The 17681-nt window shown below is 48.9% G+C and carries 15 protein-coding genes and 1 pseudogene; 8 read left to right on the forward strand and 8 right to left on the reverse strand.

Translation table 11 applies throughout. From position 1 onward, the window contains the following. Window positions 1–8: 8 nt before the first annotated feature. From GI364_RS00145 to GI364_RS00160, 4 genes are all read right to left on the reverse strand, one after another. Window positions 9–644 (reverse strand): ABC-2 transporter permease, encoded by a 636-nt coding sequence (locus tag GI364_RS00145; protein ID WP_198851739.1) that lies wholly within the window; start codon window positions 642–644, stop codon window positions 9–11. Beyond that, window positions 625–1509, reverse strand: coding sequence for an ABC transporter ATP-binding protein (locus tag GI364_RS00150; RefSeq protein ID WP_198851740.1), 885 nt, complete (start codon window positions 1507–1509; stop codon window positions 625–627). Before GI364_RS00150 ends, GI364_RS00145 begins: the two co-directional genes overlap by 20 nt. Window positions 1510–1740: 231 nt before the next feature. Next, window positions 1741–2424 (reverse strand): SGNH/GDSL hydrolase family protein, encoded by a 684-nt coding sequence (locus GI364_RS00155; protein ID WP_198851741.1) that lies wholly within the window; start codon window positions 2422–2424, stop codon window positions 1741–1743. 83 nt (window positions 2425–2507) lie between these two features. Beyond that, entirely contained in the window at window positions 2508–2930 is a 423-nt protein-coding gene (locus GI364_RS00160) for a DUF1284 domain-containing protein (RefSeq protein ID WP_198851742.1), read from the reverse strand. A 453-nt stretch (window positions 2931–3383) separates the two neighbouring features. Here GI364_RS00160 and GI364_RS00165 point away from each other — a divergent pair, with 453 nt between their 5' ends. The 8 genes and pseudogenes from GI364_RS00165 to GI364_RS00200 all read left to right on the forward strand — a co-directional run. Beyond that, window positions 3384–3857: a hypothetical protein gene (locus GI364_RS00165; protein ID WP_198851743.1), complete on the forward strand. Its 474-nt coding sequence runs from the start codon at window positions 3384–3386 to the stop codon at window positions 3855–3857. Between the two features lie 20 nt (window positions 3858–3877). Then, complete coding sequence (locus GI364_RS00170; protein ID WP_198851744.1) at window positions 3878–4990, forward strand: glucosaminidase domain-containing protein; 1113 nt, start codon at window positions 3878–3880, stop codon at window positions 4988–4990. A gap of 2601 nt (window positions 4991–7591) precedes the next feature. Further along, complete coding sequence (locus tag GI364_RS00175) at window positions 7592–8716, forward strand: ABC transporter ATP-binding protein (protein ID WP_198851745.1); 1125 nt, start codon at window positions 7592–7594, stop codon at window positions 8714–8716. A 7-nt stretch (window positions 8717–8723) separates the two neighbouring features. Next, window positions 8724–10034 carry an ABC transporter substrate-binding protein gene (locus GI364_RS00180; RefSeq protein ID WP_198851746.1) on the forward strand — a complete coding sequence of 437 codons (1311 nt, stop codon included), beginning with the start codon at window positions 8724–8726 and terminating at the stop codon, window positions 10032–10034. 26 nt (window positions 10035–10060) lie between these two features. Continuing rightward, on the forward strand, window positions 10061–11011 hold the full coding sequence (locus GI364_RS00185) for a carbohydrate ABC transporter permease (protein ID WP_198851747.1): 951 nt from the start codon (window positions 10061–10063) through the stop codon (window positions 11009–11011). Then, on the forward strand, window positions 11008–11802 hold the full coding sequence (locus GI364_RS00190; RefSeq protein WP_233096118.1) for a carbohydrate ABC transporter permease: 795 nt from the start codon (window positions 11008–11010) through the stop codon (window positions 11800–11802). The genes GI364_RS00185 and GI364_RS00190 overlap by 4 nt, the downstream gene beginning before the upstream one ends. A gap of 70 nt (window positions 11803–11872) precedes the next feature. Further along, a complete protein-coding gene (locus tag GI364_RS00195) occupies window positions 11873–12739 on the forward strand; it encodes a metallophosphoesterase family protein (RefSeq protein ID WP_198851749.1) in 867 nt (288 codons plus the stop codon). Between the two features lie 260 nt (window positions 12740–12999). Further along, window positions 13000–13323, forward strand: a pseudogene (locus tag GI364_RS00200) (helix-turn-helix transcriptional regulator); the annotation flags it as partial. Window positions 13324–14529: 1206 nt separating this feature from the next. Here GI364_RS00200 and GI364_RS00205 read toward each other — a convergent pair. The 4 genes from GI364_RS00205 to GI364_RS00220 all read right to left on the reverse strand — a co-directional run bounded on the left by GI364_RS00205 (window position 14530) and on the right by GI364_RS00220 (window position 17665). Next, window positions 14530–14751: a hypothetical protein gene (locus tag GI364_RS00205; protein WP_198851750.1), complete on the reverse strand. Its 222-nt coding sequence runs from the start codon at window positions 14749–14751 to the stop codon at window positions 14530–14532. A 565-nt stretch (window positions 14752–15316) separates the two neighbouring features. After that, window positions 15317–15532: a hypothetical protein gene (locus tag GI364_RS00210; RefSeq protein ID WP_198851751.1), complete on the reverse strand. Its 216-nt coding sequence runs from the start codon at window positions 15530–15532 to the stop codon at window positions 15317–15319. Between the two features lie 302 nt (window positions 15533–15834). Then, window positions 15835–16209 carry an SPW repeat protein gene (locus GI364_RS00215; RefSeq protein WP_198851752.1) on the reverse strand — a complete coding sequence of 125 codons (375 nt, stop codon included), beginning with the start codon at window positions 16207–16209 and terminating at the stop codon, window positions 15835–15837. Window positions 16210–16510: 301 nt separating this feature from the next. Continuing rightward, window positions 16511–17665, reverse strand: a complete 1155-nt coding sequence (locus GI364_RS00220; protein WP_233095952.1) for a VIT1/CCC1 transporter family protein — start codon at window positions 17663–17665, stop codon at window positions 16511–16513. Window positions 17666–17681 lie beyond the last annotated feature (16 nt).

Raw genomic sequence — 17681 nt, forward strand, 5'->3', positions numbered from 1 at the left:
ACACCTCTTCAAAGATTCCGTTGTTCAAGAAAATACACCGATAACTGCATCGAAGACCAGTATACAATCGCACCGGCAATGAACACTATGAACGCTATGACCGGCCTTGAAAAGAAGGACATCTCAGCAGTAAGAAGCCCCGAGATGAGAGACGAGACAATAACGGCAATAAACATAACCCACCTTACCTTCTGGTAGCCGAGCTTATAATACAAGGGAATTACAATGCCAAAAAACATAGAGAAAATCAGAAACAGTATACTGACACCCTTGTAGTCAAAGATATTCGTAAAAACCAGAGGATAGTGTTTCGTAAGAACTGAGATGAGCTTTATTGCAGTCAGTAATGACAATGCGGCCACAAATACGAGACCGAGAAACAGGTATCGGGCCTCAACCAGTTTTCTTTTCGTTACAGGGAATGCAGACATCAACGTTAAACCGTTGTATTTGTAGTCGTAAGCAGTGATATAGCTGAAGAACAAGTAGATAATAAAAAGGAAGAAGAAGTTCTGTACATTGTTGTTTGAGAGGATACCGTCTTTGTTTGCTGCTGGAATCATGAACAGGAAGTAAAAGAACCCAAAGAAAATTGCCCGTGACTTCTTGATAATACTCCAATCCTTATAGAGCAAGCTGTACATTGGTCTGTTTCCCCCTAACCAAGTGAATCATGATGTCTTCGAGCGTCGGCTGCAGCACAATGATTCGGCTGCCGAAACGGTTCATTAACTCATCCTTGTGTTCAGTAAGGACCGAAAAACCAAGAGCGGAGTCGAGCAGACCACTCACTTGTCTTGTCTCTAAAATTGCGTCTCGCAGTTCTTTTGGGCCCTTAACGAGGGCATAGCCTTCCATCAACGCATCCTTTTCCTTAGAAAAGACGATGTTGCCATCGTTTATCATCGTGATAAAATCTGCAACCCTGTCTAAGTCTGAGGTGATGTGAGTCGAAAAGAGTATGCTTTTTTCGCCGTCAGCAATAACGGTCTGGAGAATTTCTAGGAGTTCGCTGCGAAAAACGGGATCGAGCCCCGAAGTTGGTTCGTCTAGAATGAAGAGTTCGGCCTGATGGCTTAAGGCACAAGCCAGCATAAACTTGACTTTCATCCCACGTGAATACGATTCAAGTTTCTTATCCGGATTCAATTCGAACTCCCGCATATACTTCCGAAAATTCGTCCAATCCCAGTGCTTGTAAAACTTAGATGTTATCTGTGCCATATCGCTTGCAGATAGAAATTCATAAAAGGCAGTCTCTCCGAACACAAACCCTATTTTCTGCTTGATTGTCTGTGGGTCTGCAGCAAGTTCTCTGCCAAAAATCCGGATTTGTCCTGAATCAGCTTGAAGGACGTTCAAAATCGCCTTTATTGTCGTCGTTTTTCCCGCACCGTTAGGTCCAATAAATCCCATGATGTAGCCGCGCTCCAAACTAAAGGAAACGTCCTGCAATGCGAAGTCGTCATACTGTTTTCGGAGATTTGAAACCTGAAGGATGTCATTCATTTCATCACCTCATAAGGGATACACTACAGGCACATTTGTTATATTGTGCATACTCAATATATACAATATGCTCATTTTAGTCAATGGGTACAAGTGACGAGACGCTGTCACGCGTACCATCGCAGTGAATCCAGATTTCAGGATGAGGGAGAGTTGTGATGAGGGAGTTTCGGATGTTATGTCGAGTGAAGGCAGATTTTTGAGGAAGGAACTAGCGGGAATTATAGTCCTCTAAACAGGAATTCCCGCAATACGAGGGAGCCCTGCTACGATGGCGTCGGCAAGGGCTCTATAACCTTTTCGGGTTGGATGAATGCCATCGTCGCTCAACAATTCACGGAGGTCTCCCGCTTCCTTGAAGGCCGTACGGACGTCGAGCATGAGCATGTCCCACTCTTTTGCCAACTGCACAAGCGCACGATTGTACATACCGTGCCAATGTTCAATCCCGCCGCATGTGGCAATCCAGTGTGCAATGTTGCTGCCGTGTTGTTCGTAGCGACGGGTGTAGTAGCGAACGGGATCGAGGGGAATCAGGTTCATTAGGATAGGGGTAGCACCGGCTTCCCGGATTCGCTTGACAAGATGTTGCAAGTTGGAAATGTACCTGTCGAGGGGGACAATGGGAGTATGTGGATTATCCTTTGCATCGGCAACCTCGTCCCAACGAAAATCGCAGTCATTTCCGCCAATCTCTATTAACACGTAGTCCGGAACTTGTTCAATGACGTCCTTCTCCAGTCTCATGCAAAGGAGATCTGAGTTGTCATTAAAGACACCTTTGTTCACGACCTCTGCCTTTGAGCCAAAAAACTCGTGCAGAAGTGCCGGATAATTGTCCTTGACGATGCGAAGGCGTCCTTTCATATACGTAATGCCGCGCGTAACACTGTCTCCGAAGCAGACGATTTTCATTATCTATCCGTCCCTTGTTCGTTTGCTCTATTGTACCACGCTAGTTAAGTTTAGCTGTATCTGAATCAGGGCAAGAAGGCTTTTTAGTCAATTTCAATTCTCCGCAAGCCCTTGCCCAGTCTTATTTCATTAATTCCCTCTTCGCAGACTCCATAGCTTCGCCAGGAACAAGTACTGCACAGGCTGTTAATGTCTCGCCCAACCACGTTTTTGGCGATGCGCGGCTCAATCTCACTCCAAGGAAGCTTTTGCCCTGGTTCAAGGTTCAGGTTAGATAAAACATTGGCATCGCGTTCATAGATGTTGTTGTCTTCACAGTGATAAGTCTTATCAGACGGGAACTTGGCACATAGACTATCTGGGCCTGATACCAGCGTCACTTCTGTTTCAGGTTCTCTGCGCAGCAATTGGTGAATTTTAGTCATGTTCGCTTCATATTCAGCGGAATAACCCATACCTCGGTATCCTGGCAGGCACAGGAGATGATGGCCCCTGAGCGTAAGCATCGGTGAATTCCTCCTCGTATTTTGAGGCGCAAGAGTTCTATTATTTAAGTTTACCATGCTAATTTTGATTCAAAGCCTGTGCCTGTGTTGCGGCTTATGTGTTCATTTTACCGTATCTGTTTATGTTGGGGCAGTGCCGGGCTATCAAAACTGGACTTCGCGTCTGCTTCCCTTTTTAGACTTTTACTTCAGACCAGGTTTACATCGCTAAAGTGTGAACCTGGTCATTTTGTATGTCGACGCCTTTTTGATTGCCGGACCACACAGCCGGACCACACAGCCGGACCACACAGCCGGACCACACAGCCGGGACAGATACGAGCGGATTTTCTAATGTTTGTGCCCAATTATCAATTTTTGAAGCGTAAAACTGCTGGCACAATGTGTCCCTTATCTGTAAAGGACGTCCTTTACGGTTGGCCAACCGGTTTTGTGAAGAGGAGGTATGTCAGCGTGACTTTATCAGCAATGGATGTACGGGTCTACGCCGCCGATACAAACGATATGGAAATCGCTCTGGGTGCGGCAGCCGCAGCAGGAATTGCCCCAACCAACGTCAGTGGGAATTTTAACAACACGTGGAATGCGATTACTAATAATCAGGCCTTGGTAATTGCGGCCGGTAAACTCTCCAACACCGCTCTCTATTATAACCCATGCGGATGGGCGAATCCCATCAACGAGGGGGCTGGTCATACTCCGTTCGCATATGCAACCGAACCTCAAGATGCGTTGCCAGGCGCTTACTACTACGAAAACGGATCGGGAAGCGGAGATTATGAAACAGCCAAATTGATCGCGATGTTAAGTTACTACGCTGTTCATGGAAGTTACCCGCCAGGTTACGGAACACTGCCAACTCAGGCAGGCGCCAGCACCACATGCGATTCGAGTATGAGTTCGAAGGTGTCTTGTTCCTGTTACTAAATGAAAAGGAGGGCTCTTCTATGGGAATTTCCAACAGCAACGTTTATTTATATGCGGCAACCGATACAGACTTTCGCATAGCTCAGACAGCTGCAAAATTAGCAGGTGTACCCAGTGGCAATGTCATTGGAGACTTTTCCGCCGCATACAACCTGGTTCAGAATGCAACAACAAATTTTGTGCTGGCAGTGGGCTCAGCTGCACTCTATGCACTCTATTACAACCCTTGCGGCTGGGGCGGCCTTGCCGCTGGCAGTACTCCGTTCAGTTACTACGCATCGGCGCAGTGCAGTTTACTGCGTTCGAACATGTTTGTGAACGCTGCAGGACAGACGCCTGCAGATACCTTCTATATTGCGATTGCTTTCACTTATTATGCCATTCACTGCAGCTATCCAGGCGTGTTTCCCAGTTCAGGACTGCCCTCCAGGAGTTCTCCTCAGACGGTTTGCGTGGGGAACAGCAATCAAGGCTGTCCGTGTTCCAGTTCCGTTTCAGGAGGCGGCTGCAATTTTCCATCAACACCCCCTAGTTCCTGCACCCCAACGCAGTCTGCCTTTCTCAATAATTATCTGAGTTACGCGGAGACTGCATCGAGTAAGACAGGATTGCCAGTAAATTTTATCCTTGCGCACTGGGGCATCGAAACTGGATGGGGAACTGCGGCTGGACTCTGTTCGGGGTGTAATAATCCTGGGAATCTCATCATATCAGGACAGGGGACTTGTCCTTGCGGCAACGTATCCAAGTTCTCCACGATGACGGATGGTGTAAATGAATATATCAACGTAATGAACACACGTTACAGTTTTGTCAAATGGGCTTATGACAAATATGGACTGAAAGAGGCATGTATGGCCATTGGGGCAGGCTGTGAACCTGCGTCCGGTATTGCTTCAGACATTTACGCTACGGGGCGATATAATGGAGTGAGTTACAACGGTCAGGCAGTATCAAACAACTGCTATCTGTCGTCTACTATTGCTGGAAATGGACAGGCGTACAGCACCTGTGCACCGACGGTTGCGAACAACGATGGAAACGGATGTAACGGGTGCGGCTATGTAGGATGTAGTTTATACGAGACAGCCACAACAGGCTGCCTTGCACAGTATAACTGTGTGACTGCGTGAATCTCTGCACTTTGAATCAAACCCGTTTATTGATAGGTAATCGAGACGTGAGCTTCTAAGAATTTCGAGGCAGGAGTAAATCCAAGGGGACGAATCCTGCCTTGATGAAGCTGATCCCGCTGCCCGTATTGACCTCGCGGCCATCGTAGGCTGCCAGTAGCGGCGGCGGGGGCGAGCAGTGGGGTGACCGGGCCGGGGCCGGGCGGGCAGTTAGTGATCGGACCGGGGTCGGGTCGGGGTCGGGGTCGGGGTCGGGCGGCGGTTAGTGATCGGAAAGATCCCTAATGGTTCGGGACCACGGCGGTAGTGATCGCAAAGCTCCCTAATGCTCCGTGCAAGGGATATTAGTGTCATGAATGATCCCTAATGTGGTAGGCGGCAGAATGGGGCATAGGTGATAGGGATCAACGGGATCCCTATTCTAGACGGCCTGTTGGCGATAGGGATCACAGCGATCACTATTTTTTGGCGCGCATTGGAATAGGGAGCAAAAGGATCCTTAACCAACTGGCGTCACGAACAAACGGCCTACATCGGCAGCTCGCAAGTGTTCCGCTGGGCATTGAGTTGGATATTATGGTAATTGGAGTCAATGAATGAGACTTTACCGCTAATATTTTGTTTGATCCCGTTGATCCCGCTGCGGTCGTAGGCTGCCAGTAGCGGCGGCGAGGGTCGGGGCCGGGGGGCGGTTAGTGATCGGACCGGGGTCGGTCGGCAGTTAGTGATCGGAAAGATCCCTAATGGTGCGGGGCCACGGCGGTAGTGATCGCAAAGCTCCCTAATGCTCCGTGCCGGGGATATTAGTGTCATGAATGATCCCTAATGTGGGAGGCGGCAGAATGGGGCGTAGGTGATAGGGATCAACGGGATCCCTATTCTGGACGGCCTGTTGGCGATAGGGATCGCAGCGATCCCTATTCTTTGGCGCACGTTGGAATAGGGAGCAAAGGGATCCTTAACCAACTGGCGTCACGAACAAACGGCCTGCATCGGCAGCCCGCAAGTGTTCCGCTGCGCATTGAACTAGATATTATGGTAATTGGAGTTAATAAATGAGACTTTACCGCTGATATTTTGCTTGATCCCGTTGATCCTGCTGCGGTCGTAGGCTGCCAGTAGCGGCGGTGGGGGCTGCGGGGTGACCGGACCGGGGCCGGGCGGTTAGTGATCGGAAAGATCCCTAATGGTGCGGGACCAATCCGATAGTGATCGCAAAGCTCCCTAATGCCTCACGCCCGGGACATTAGTGTCATGAATGATCCCTAATGTGGGAAACGGCAGAATGGGGCATAGGTGATAGGGATCAACGGGATCCCTATTCTGGGCGGCCTGTTGGCGATAGGGATCCCAGCGATCCCTATTCTTTGGCGCGCGTTGGAATAGGGAGCAAAAGGATCCTTAACCAACTGGCGTCACGAACAAACGGCCTGCATCGGCAGCCCGCAAGTGTTCCGCTGCGCATTGAACTAGATATTATGGTAATTGGAGTTAATAAATGAGACTTTACCGCTGATATTTTGCTTGATCCCGTTGATCCCGCGGCCATCGTAGGCTGCCAGTAGCGGCGGCGGGGGCCGGGGCCGGGCGGCGGTTAGTGATCGGAAAGCTCCCTAATGGTGCGGGACCACGGCGGTAGTGATCGCAAAGCTCCCTAATGCTCCGTGCCCGGGACATTAGCGTCATGAATGATCCCTAATGTGGGAGGCGGCAGAATGGGGCGTAGGTGATAGGGATCAACGGGATCCCTATTCTGGACGGCCTGTTGGCGATAGGGATCGCAGCGATCCCTATTTTTTGGCGCACGTTGGAATAGGGAGCAAAGGGATCCTTAACCTACTGGCGTTATGCATCAGGCGTCACGAACAAACGGCCTGCATCGGCAGCCCGTAAGTGGTCCGCTGGGCATTGAGTTGGATATTATGGTAATTGGAGTTAATAAATGAGACTTTACCGCTGATATTTTGCTTGATCCCGTTGATCCCGCGGCCATCGTAGGCTGTCAGTAGCGGCGGTGGGGGTCGGGGCCGGGGCCGGGCGGCGGTTAGTGATCGGAAAGATCCCTAATGGTGCGGGACCACGGCGGTAGTGATCGCAAAGCTCCCTAATGCTCCGTGCCCGGGACATTAGTGTCATGAATGATCCCTAATGTGGGAGGCGGCAGAATGGGGCGTAGGTGATAGGGATCAACGGGACCCTATTCTAGACGGCCTGTTGGCGATAGGGATCGCAGCGATCACTATTCTTCGGCGCGCGTTGGAATAGGGAGCAAAAGGATCCTTAACCTACTGGCGTTATGCACCAGGCGTCACGAACAAACGGCCTGCACCGGTTCCACTGATATTTTGTTTGATCCTGTTCATCCCGTTCATCCCGCTGCCGTTGTAGCGGGGCAGTATTGTCAGCGTTCGTTTGCTGGTCGCAGCAGACTTTGCAGTTTTGTACACTGCCTTTACGATTAGTTAACAGTATATTTACGCAATTTTATGCTCAGCTTCAAAATACCTTAATCCCTCCTTGTTAGCATTTACCTTACAAGCCCACCGCAAAACCCAATAATTTGGTTGACATCCTAGTTTGAATCCGAGGGGAGGGGCTGAGATGTCATCAATTCATCTAAAGTCTCTTACGAAATCCTATGACAACCAATCCAATGCTTTATCTGATGTGTCAATCGAAATTATCGACGGAGAATTTATGGTTCTGGTGGGACCGTCCGGGTGCGGCAAGAGTACCTTGCTTCGCTGTTTAGCTGGGCTGGAGACGGTCACGCTTGGAGATATTTTCGTTGGCGATAAGCGGGTTAATGATGTAGCCGCACACAAACGCAATGTTGCAATGGTTTTTCAAAGCTACGCACTTTATCCTAATTTATCGGTATTTGAAAACATCGCCTTTCCACTTCGGGCAATTCGTGCCAAGAAAGAGTTCATCAAGCAGCGGGTTGAAGAGGTGGCAGCTCGACTGGGTCTGGCAGAGTACCTGGCACGAAAACCTCGTGCACTATCTGGCGGTCAGCGGCAACGAGTAGCGATTGCTCGTGCAATTGTCCGCAATCCCGAAGCCTTCCTCATGGATGAACCCCTTTCCAATTTGGATGCCAAACTGCGGCATCAAATGCGTGTAGAACTCTTGCGTCTGCAAAGACAATTAGGGACAACCACGGTGTTTGTCACGCACGATCAAGTAGAAGCCATGACCATGGGCGACCGCATCACTGTCTTGAATCAAGGCGAAGTTCAACAAATCGGAACGCCTTATGAGGTCTACAACCGTCCGGCAAACACTTTCGTGGCAAGCTTTATTGGATCACCTCCAATGAATGTGAAAGAACTGCGAGTTCAACGCGGCGCCACGCTTCACGACGTAAGGGTAGAGGGTGAAAATTTATTTATACCGACGGACAGCAAACTTCAGGCAACCGAGGGTGACAGTGTACTGGTTGGAATTCGACCGGAAGACCTCACACTGACGGATACAACGAATGCAGTGATGCAGGGTGTGGTTGATGTGGTTGAGTATACCGGATCGGAAACATTGTTGACTGTCCTCACAGACAGTGGCGAGTGGGTTGTCAAGTTGAACAGCAAACAGCCAATGGCTCGGGGGAATACGGTTAATTTGGAGGTTGACGACTGCAATCTCTATTTATTTGACAAAGTGACTACGAAACTGATGGGGACTTTGAATGAACTCTCAGAAATGCCCTATGTGGCAAATCACTAGGAGGAAGATGATGAAAAGAACGTGGATGACAGTGGCTTCACTTGCTCTAACAGGTACAGTTGTTGCGGGGTGTGGAACAGCAAACTCCGCCAATGGTGGAAATGGGACTACAGGTGGGTCCTCGACATCGAAACAGGGAGTCGTGCAGTTAACCTATGATTATCCGGTCGGCGTAGCCGGACCGTTGGCAAAAATCATGAAGAACATGGTAGACAAATTCAACCAATCCCACTCTACCATTCATGTGACGCCGGTCTTTGCGGGAAACTATCAGCAAACATTGGCAAAGGTAGAAACTGCTGTTCAGAGCGGGAACCCGCCTGATGTTGCGGTCCTGAACAGTACAGCTACTTTTGATTTGCTTCGTATGAACGCCATTTCACCCCTGGACAGCATTGTGAAAAACGGCAACTTCTATTCAGCCTTAACGAAGCCTGAGGTTCAAAACCATTATTGGGGTGTACCATTCCAGAGATCGACAGTGGTGCTGTACTACAACAAAGACTTATTCAAAAAGGCTGGTCTTGACCCAAGCCACGGTCCAAAAACCTGGGCAGAACTCATTTCCGATGCACAGAAAATTAAGGCTAAGGCCGGAGTCAACGGCATCGAGATCCCGTCCAATGGTACGGTCTATTGGACATTTGAACCGTTTGCAACGGAAGCGGGTCACAATCTCGGAGGGTCAAACGGAAAAACTGTGTATTTTAACTCTTCCGCTGTCAAAAAAGCCCTGAATTTCTGGATGGACCTCTCTCACAAGTATAAGGTCATGCCAAAGGGTATCATCCAGTGGAACGACGTCCCCTCCGACTTCGAAAATCAAAAGACAGCCATGGCAGTGCACTCCAGCGGCAGCCTGACGTCAATCATGTCAAAGTCCAACTTCAATGTGGGTGTTTCGTTCCTGCCTAAGGCCAGTCAAAATGGGTCAAATCAGGTGACAGGTCTTGGCGGCGGTGACATGTTTGTCATGAAAGGCATCTCCAAAAAGCAGCACGATGCCGCCATTACATTCGTGAAGTGGATGACAACACCAAAAGAAGCAGCCCATTGGAGCATGAGTACAGGTTACATTGGTACGTCACCGGCAGTATACCAACAGCCTTCCATGAAGGCTTACATCAAGAAGCATCCTCAGGCAATGGTTGCGGCGAAACAGCTAAAATACGCTCAGCCTGAACTTTCGACTTATCATCTAAACCGAATTTACGATGTCATTGACAGCGCTATTCAATCGGTGATGGATGGCCAATCCTCCGTGAACAGTGCTCTGAACAAAGCTCAGAAGAAGGCCGACTCCATCCTTTCTCAATAGGAGGAGGTTCATTGGGAGGGCTTCGATTGAAAACAAGCGCACCAGGCATACAAAACTTGGATTTTTCACAACGAAGGTTTTCTTTTCAACGCATTCTGCGGGCGGCGTGGCCCTACTCTGTGCGCTACGCCATCCTGCTTTTGCCTATGGCAATGGTAACCCTGTTTGTGATCTGGCCGATGATCCTGACAGTACTTCACAGTTTCCAAGTGATGAACGCCCGCGGGCAAGCTTCAGGGTTTGCAGGTGTTAAGAACTATGCACACTTGTTTCATTCGTCTTTGTTTCGCCAGGTCATGACAAATACAGTGATATACGCTGGTATTTCTGTGGTGTTATGTATTGTCATTGCTTTTGGATTGTCTTTTCTGCTGAACAGTAGAAGCAACTCGGCATCGCGGCTGCTCTTGGTCGGGTTGTTCTCGCCAACGATTACACCCATGATTGCGGCGGCAAACATTTGGTTGTTCTTCTTGACACCCGGTTTTGGAATTGTCGACAAGGTCATGCGTTTTGTTGGATTCGGAAAGGAGAATTGGCTCGGGCATCCCACGACGGCAACAATCGTTCTGATTTTGCTGTTTGTGTGGAAGTATGCACCATACTTCACTCTGTTCCTGCTGGCTGGACTGCAAGCTATTCCGCCAGACGTCAGGGAGTCCTTGCGAACCGAAGACCCGCACAAGTTCTACGGTTTTCGCAAAGTCATTCTTCCCATTCTCAGCCCGATGATTGGGTTCGTCACGACGATGGCTGTGCTCTATGCTGTTGAGACTATCGATCCCGTTTACGTACTCACACAAGGCGGCCCCAACAACGCTACGAATCTTGTCATGTACTACTTGTTTAAGCTTGGCTTCAATTACTACTCGTGGGGTGAGGCTGCAGCACTATCTGCTATTCTGCTGGGTGGCTTGGCAACGCTCTCCGGACTATCGTTAATTGTGATGGAGAGGAGGGCCTTTCATTGGCAGTGAAACGGTACAAGGATTCCATCTACTGGATACTCTTAAGCACAGTAGCATTAATTTGGGGTTTCCCAACTGTGTGGGTCGTCTTTGAGACATTCTTCGGCGGTAATCACCACTTTGGGTTTACCTTTAAAAACTTGATAGATGCTTGGAAAGCAGCTCCATTTCCACAGTACAGTGTCAATACAGTCATAATTGTACTGGGACTCCTGCTCATCCAATTGGTTTTCGGGGCAGTCGCAGGGTTTATCTTAGCCCGCTATGAATTCCCATTCAAATCCTTGGTTACGCTGGTCTTCATCATGCAGATTGTAGTACCGGTTTACGCAGTCTTGATTCAGGAGTATGACATTCTTCGAGGGTTCCACTTGCTCGACACAAAGCTGGGAATTATGCTTCCGTATGCTGTCTCGGGGATTGCTGTCCTGTCTTTTCGCCAGGCCTTTAAATCCGTGCCGCCGGAGTTGGAAGAAGCAGCCCGTATGGATGGCTACAATACCTTGGGTATTTTCCGTCGTGTCTATCTACCCCAAGCTATTCCTGCTTCTTTGGCTTTTGGCGTCATTTCACTGACGTATCACTGGACGGATTTTCTCTGGCCAATGATTGTTACTAACACAGCTCACGCCAGGCCAATTGTTGTGGGATTGGCGATGATCGCTCAATCCAGTGAATCAGGCATGCAGTGGAATCTGTTGGCCTCTGCAACTGCCATCGTGATTATTCCTGTACTGATTGTATTCAGCCTTGCAACAAGAAAAATTCTATCTGCATTTTCATCCACCTTTAATTGGTAAACAAATTGGGTATATAGGTAGTATGGGATTTATGAAATACATCTGGTATAGATTTAAAGGGGGAATTGGTATGGCTTTGCGGATTGCGCTAATTGGAGACTTGCATTATCCAGGGATGTTGAATGAATCGGCCGACAACCTTTCTGTTCGAGACACGTTCTACACTGAACTCTTGCATAACTTCTTTATGGAGGACGCAGATTTACATGTTAGTGTGGGGGATGTGACACACAAGGGGAATTCCGAAGAATGGAAGGGTATCGAACGCATTGTGCAAAAATACCCTGGACGGACTTTCCGTTTTGTGCTCGGAAACCATGACGTACTTGACCAGAGCAAGCATGTCACGTTGGAGGCGCTGGAACTTCCGCGTTATTTTGTAGAAGAGACCCGAGACGCTCGCCTCATCTATCTTGACACAACGAGGGACATGTCTCCTGACAATTGGGGCGGTTTTGTCGACGAGGAACAGCTAAAATGGTTGCAAACACTGCCGAGGCAGGTCGACAAACCCACACTGGTATTTGCTCATCACCCCATTCACAACACCACTGCCAAATCTGAATTGCCTATGATGAATGTAGAGAACTCCCAAGGTGTTGTACACGAATTGGATAAAATTGCGGCTCAGATCATTTACATGAACGGACACAATCATATTCAAAGCATTGCAAAGCACCCTTCTCTTTCGCAGTGGGACTTTGTTCAGACGGCCTCTGTAGTCTCATCGCCTTGTTTTCGTGTGCTTGAGGTGACGCCGACAAGTGTAGCCGTCACAACAAAGCATCTTGCAACGCCGACGTTTCAAAAGAGAGCAGCCGCAGTTCGAGAAATCGTATCGGACTACTGGCATGATGAAACGGCGCCCGGAGGGAAAGGCGATCAATCCATCATAATCGATAGAAAGCAGTTCAAGAAGGCTTCCAGCGAGAGCTGAAACTTTAGGTCGCTTTGAGTCTGTTCTTTGAGTCTGCTATGCATGGAGTTTGCGCTTTGAGTCTCTACCGCCTTGAGTCCGGGTTGCCTTGAGTTTCGGTTGCATTACGTCTGTGCTGACAATACCTTCAGCCTTCAGTTTGCGTACGAATTTGCTCTCCTTCAACTTCCTCGAAATGATATCCTGTTCAAAGAAAGCACGAATGAACCGGATGGGGCAGTCTTCCCTCTGTACCATAGAAGTTGAAGGAGGCGGGTTGCGTGGAATCACTGGAGAACATGAAGGATGCCATAGATTTTATTGAGCGAAATCTTTTTAATGAAATTGAAATGACTGCAGTCGCGCGTCAGGCTTGCTCATCAACCTTTCATTTTCAACGAATGTTTCATATGCTTACCGGGTTTACTGTCGCTGAGTATATTCGCAAGCGAAGATTGACGCTGGCTGCACAGGAACTCTCAAGTTCACCCATCAAGGTCCTCGATGTTTCACTCAAATGTGGCTATGACTCACCAGAATCCTTCTCCAAGGCATTTCGCAAAACGCATGGGGTTTCTCCCTCTCGAGCTCGTGACGAAGGGGTCATTTGGATTCCCGTTAAGAAAAAGGAATGAGGAACGGACTGTCCCACACGGATTCAACTCATAGCGGCAGTCCCTTCGACTCCTTCACAGCAATCGGAGGTTGAGCAGGACAGGACCCCAACTCGACCTGATCAGGACCCTTAGGTTACACCAGGCTGCCTGCGCGGTGGTGGGGCCCCAATTGCCGTAACCGGAGGCCGACGCACGTGCAGGTGCGGGTGCGGGGCTGGGCGGGGCGCCAAATAAGCTCCTCCGGGATCGCTATTGCAGCGCCTGTGCCCAAATTCGCTGAAATAAACTCCTCCCGGATCCTTATCTGCTCTCAACACCCCTGTTTAGGGTGGCTTTTCGTCAGATAAGCTCCTCTCGGATCGTTATTCGCTGCACGCAAGCGCAGATGTTGAAGATAAGCGTTTCTGAAACGCTTATTTTCCACTCCATCACTTCATCACTGCACCCGGCCATCGGGGTGGGGCCCCAACTGCCGCAACCGGAGGCCGACGCACGTGCAGGTGCGGGTGCGGGGCTGGGCGGGGCGCCAGATAAGCTCCTCCGGGATCGCTATTGCAGCGCCTGTGCCCAAATTCGCTGAAATAAACTCCTCCCGGATCCTTATCTGACCCCGACACCCCTGTTTAGGGCGGCTTTTCGACCGATAAGCTCCTCTCGGATCGTTATTCGCTGCACGCAAGCGCAGATGTTGAAGATAAGCGTTTCTGAAACGCTTATCCTCCACTCCATCACTTCATCATTGCACCCGGCCATCGGGGTGGGGCCAACTGCCGCAACCGGAGGCCGGCGCACGTGCAGGTGCGGGTGCGGGGCTGGGTGGGGCTGGGTGGGGCGCCAAATAAGCTCCTCCGGGATCGCTATTGCACCGCCTGCACCCAAATTCGCTGAAATAAACCCCTCCCGGATCCTTATCTGCTCCCCACACCCCTGTTTAGGGTGGCTTTTCGTCAGATAAGCTCCTCTCGGATCGCTATTCGCTGTGCGCAACCGCAGATGACGAAGATAAGCGTTTCTGAAACGCTTATCCTCCACTCCATCACTTCATCACTGCACCCGGCCATCGGGGTGGGGCCCCAACTGCCGCATCTGGGGACCAGCGCACGTGCGGGGCGCCAGATAGGCTTGTCTTGGATCGCTATTGCACCACCTGAACCTGTACGATGCATGGCAGTCTCTTTACTTCTTAAATCGCCGTCATTTATCTAAGATTCCCGAATAAAGTCTTTCAATAATTTTTGACAAACCTATTAGAATGCCACCGCCAACAAACGAGCCTGCAATTGAACTTATCATTGCTCCAGTATTTGTGATTTGAGACGTTGCTGCCAGCATGCGAATATAGACAAACGTGTTACCAAATAATTCAACAACAATCACAGCAATGCCCAACCAAAATAGAAACTTTGCAGTTTTCACGGATTCACCTCACCTAAGTAAAAATATCCCAGTTTTAAGTATACACCTTATCAGTATTTTCTGCTAAATGATATGCTGCTAGTGGCCTCCGAAGACAAGCAGTCTAACAATCCGTTTATTATAATTTATGTAAATTATTAAAATATGAGATTTGGAATTCTAAATTAAATTAAATCAAATTTAATAAATAATAACGAAGTGTTCGTACATAGTAGGACTAGCGTGGTTGGAGGTGATGCCATTGATTGAATGAAAGTCTTAGCACCCCCTAAATACTAGTAGTAACAGGTGTTCTATGTTTAGTACTGCATCTATGTGTAGCACTGTAGTTGAGTTGGATGTTAGCACGTTGAGCAATACACTGAGCAATACATTGAACGCTGAACATAGGGCAACACATAAGAAAAGATATCATTCCGCGCTCACATGGAATATGAATTCTCAAATGAAATAGGAATTACTGTGCCTCCCTAAAATTTAGGTTTCGCCGATTGACTGCCTTGTTGAACAATAAACAATAAAACCCCGCCCTTCGGGACGGGGTATACTTTTATCTACTGGACTTCTACAGGTGGCGGGATAATTCCTCGTAAAAATTCTGTGCTTCCTGATTTGGGGCACAGATGCCACATTCATTCATCCCTGGAACGGCAAACTTCATTTCGAGGGTATTCATAAGTTTTTTTATGTTGTGATCGCGAATCGGTTTCGGGAGACTCTCATCCTGCTTAAGTTTCTGCCATTCCCATCTTAGTTCCGTCAAGTGATGCCTGTCTTCCATGATTATCGCTCCCGCATCCTCGATTAAGGTAAAATCAGTATGGCTGGGTTAGCTCAAAGATTGTTCAAAGTAATGCTTGTCTTGTAGACAAAATAGGCGCCTCTGCCGATGAGGACAGAAGCGCCGTATTGGAATCAGTAAGATCCGGTCTGGTCTCAGTTATTCATTCTCAGTCACGACAATGCATGTTTGTAGCTTGTAACAGGTAATACATACTCTTCTAAGCAGTATTACACTAAGCCGTCATACATGATTGTAAGCCGCAGTCGTAATACATGCCTGTGAGCCTTTAAAAACTGTTGTCAAGCTGCACGGCGTGCATTTCCGCCTGAGTTGCTTGCATTTCCATTCTCACCCATAATCCAAAGGTCAAGCAGAACAGTAATGGCGCCAAGAATAACGTCGTTCCAAGTGTTTCCCGTCATACTGCTAATACCTACACTCCAGGGCTGGATAATAAACCAGATGCCCATAATTAGTGAGGTCCAGTTCTGCCAATTAGACCAATCCGCTGTCGATTCTGGAAGAGCAGCTGCCCAGATGGCAACAATCAACTGAATTGCCCCGGCAATGACACTCGTCCAGACGGCACCGGCGTGATTTGAGAACCCGAACACCCACGGTGAGATAATAAACCATGCACCGATAATGGCTACAGTCCAGTTCTTCCATTTCATCGCCCGACACCTCCACTAGGGATTTGCCAAATCGGCTTCCTGATTCCAACTACAAGGGTAGTAGTTCAGCACTGATGTCTCAAACCGTATTAAGAACTGTCTGCTGCTACATAAGATACTTACATAAAGTGCACTCCATGCATCTCGCCAAACCTGAAAAATCCTCCAAAATTCACGCTCAAGCAGGTATATCAAGTAGGTAGTAGGTATATGTGCCCAAACCCTGAGATGACGCCTGAGATGTACGCCTGAGATGTAATTGCCATAGGGCATAAGTCTTAAAAGTGGGTCGGGGTTGCGGTCAGCCGCCTAGCAAACGCGATCCAATTTCACCGAATCCGTACGACACTACACCCACGATGATGCCGACTAAGGTCATCTCAAGGCCGCTGACGAACCAGCCGCGTACTGTGATAATGCTCTTCAGTGCACCTACAACAAAGTGGGCCAGAATACTGACTGCTGCGGCCACCACGATGGCAACTAAACCGTGCAAAAAGAAGAAGGGAACCAACGGTACGATTGCGCCAACAAGAGTAGAGAGACTGCCAAAGAGTGCAGAACTCCAAGGATTGGATTGGCTGGCTTCGTGAATTCCTAGCTCCTCTTGCGCCATGGTCGTCAGGAATGTTTCAGGATCTTTTGAAACCTGGGTCGCAATGCGGTTGGACTCTTCCGGCGACAGTCCTTTTAGTTCATAGAGGAGCTTGAGTTCCTCAAGTTCATGTTCGGGATCGTCCTGAATTTCACGCCGTTCATGGCTCAACTCGCTGTCGAGCAGTTCATTCTCGGACTTGGCCGCTAACCAGGCACCAGCACCCATGGAAAGGGTACTGGCCAAGGCGCCAAAAAACCCGGATATGAGGATGGTCTGGTCATTATGGGCAAAACCGGCCACACCGGCGATAATGCCAAAAATGGCACCAAGACCATCGTTAACTCCGTATATCGCGTCTCCTACCCAACCGCCGCTGGCACGGCGATGCCAACGTTCTTCGCCCCAGAGGCTATGCAACCGGTGTTTTACTGGCTTCTTCTGAGCATGCAGGATGTCATCTAAGGACTCATGCGTCTTTTCATCCTCGTCAATTTCATCGATGATGCGAAGAACGTCCTCGTCATCCACAATGTTACGCAAAGATGCGTACCAGTTAGCGTTTTGTGTCTCAATGCTTTCAATGTTGCTTAAGATCTGAGCAGAAGAAAGTTGTGACATATTGTCATTGTCGAGTGTTGGTTTCTTTAACGAGGTATTATCAATACCCAACTCCTCGAGTTTTTCTGCCCACATCTGCGCATGCTTATATTCGAGATTGGCGAGTTTCAGAAAGATATCGCGCCGCCGCTCGTCACCTTCATTTTTTGCTGACAGTTCATACAATTCGGCTGCCTGAATTTCCCTGCGCCAATTCTCCATAAAAATCTTCTCTAAACCTGCTTTTGTCGCCTGACTCACGTGTTCTCCTTTCGGG

The sequence above is a fragment of the Alicyclobacillus sp. SO9 genome (genome assembly GCF_016406125.1).
GTDB lineage: Bacteria > Bacillota > Bacilli > Alicyclobacillales > Alicyclobacillaceae > SO9.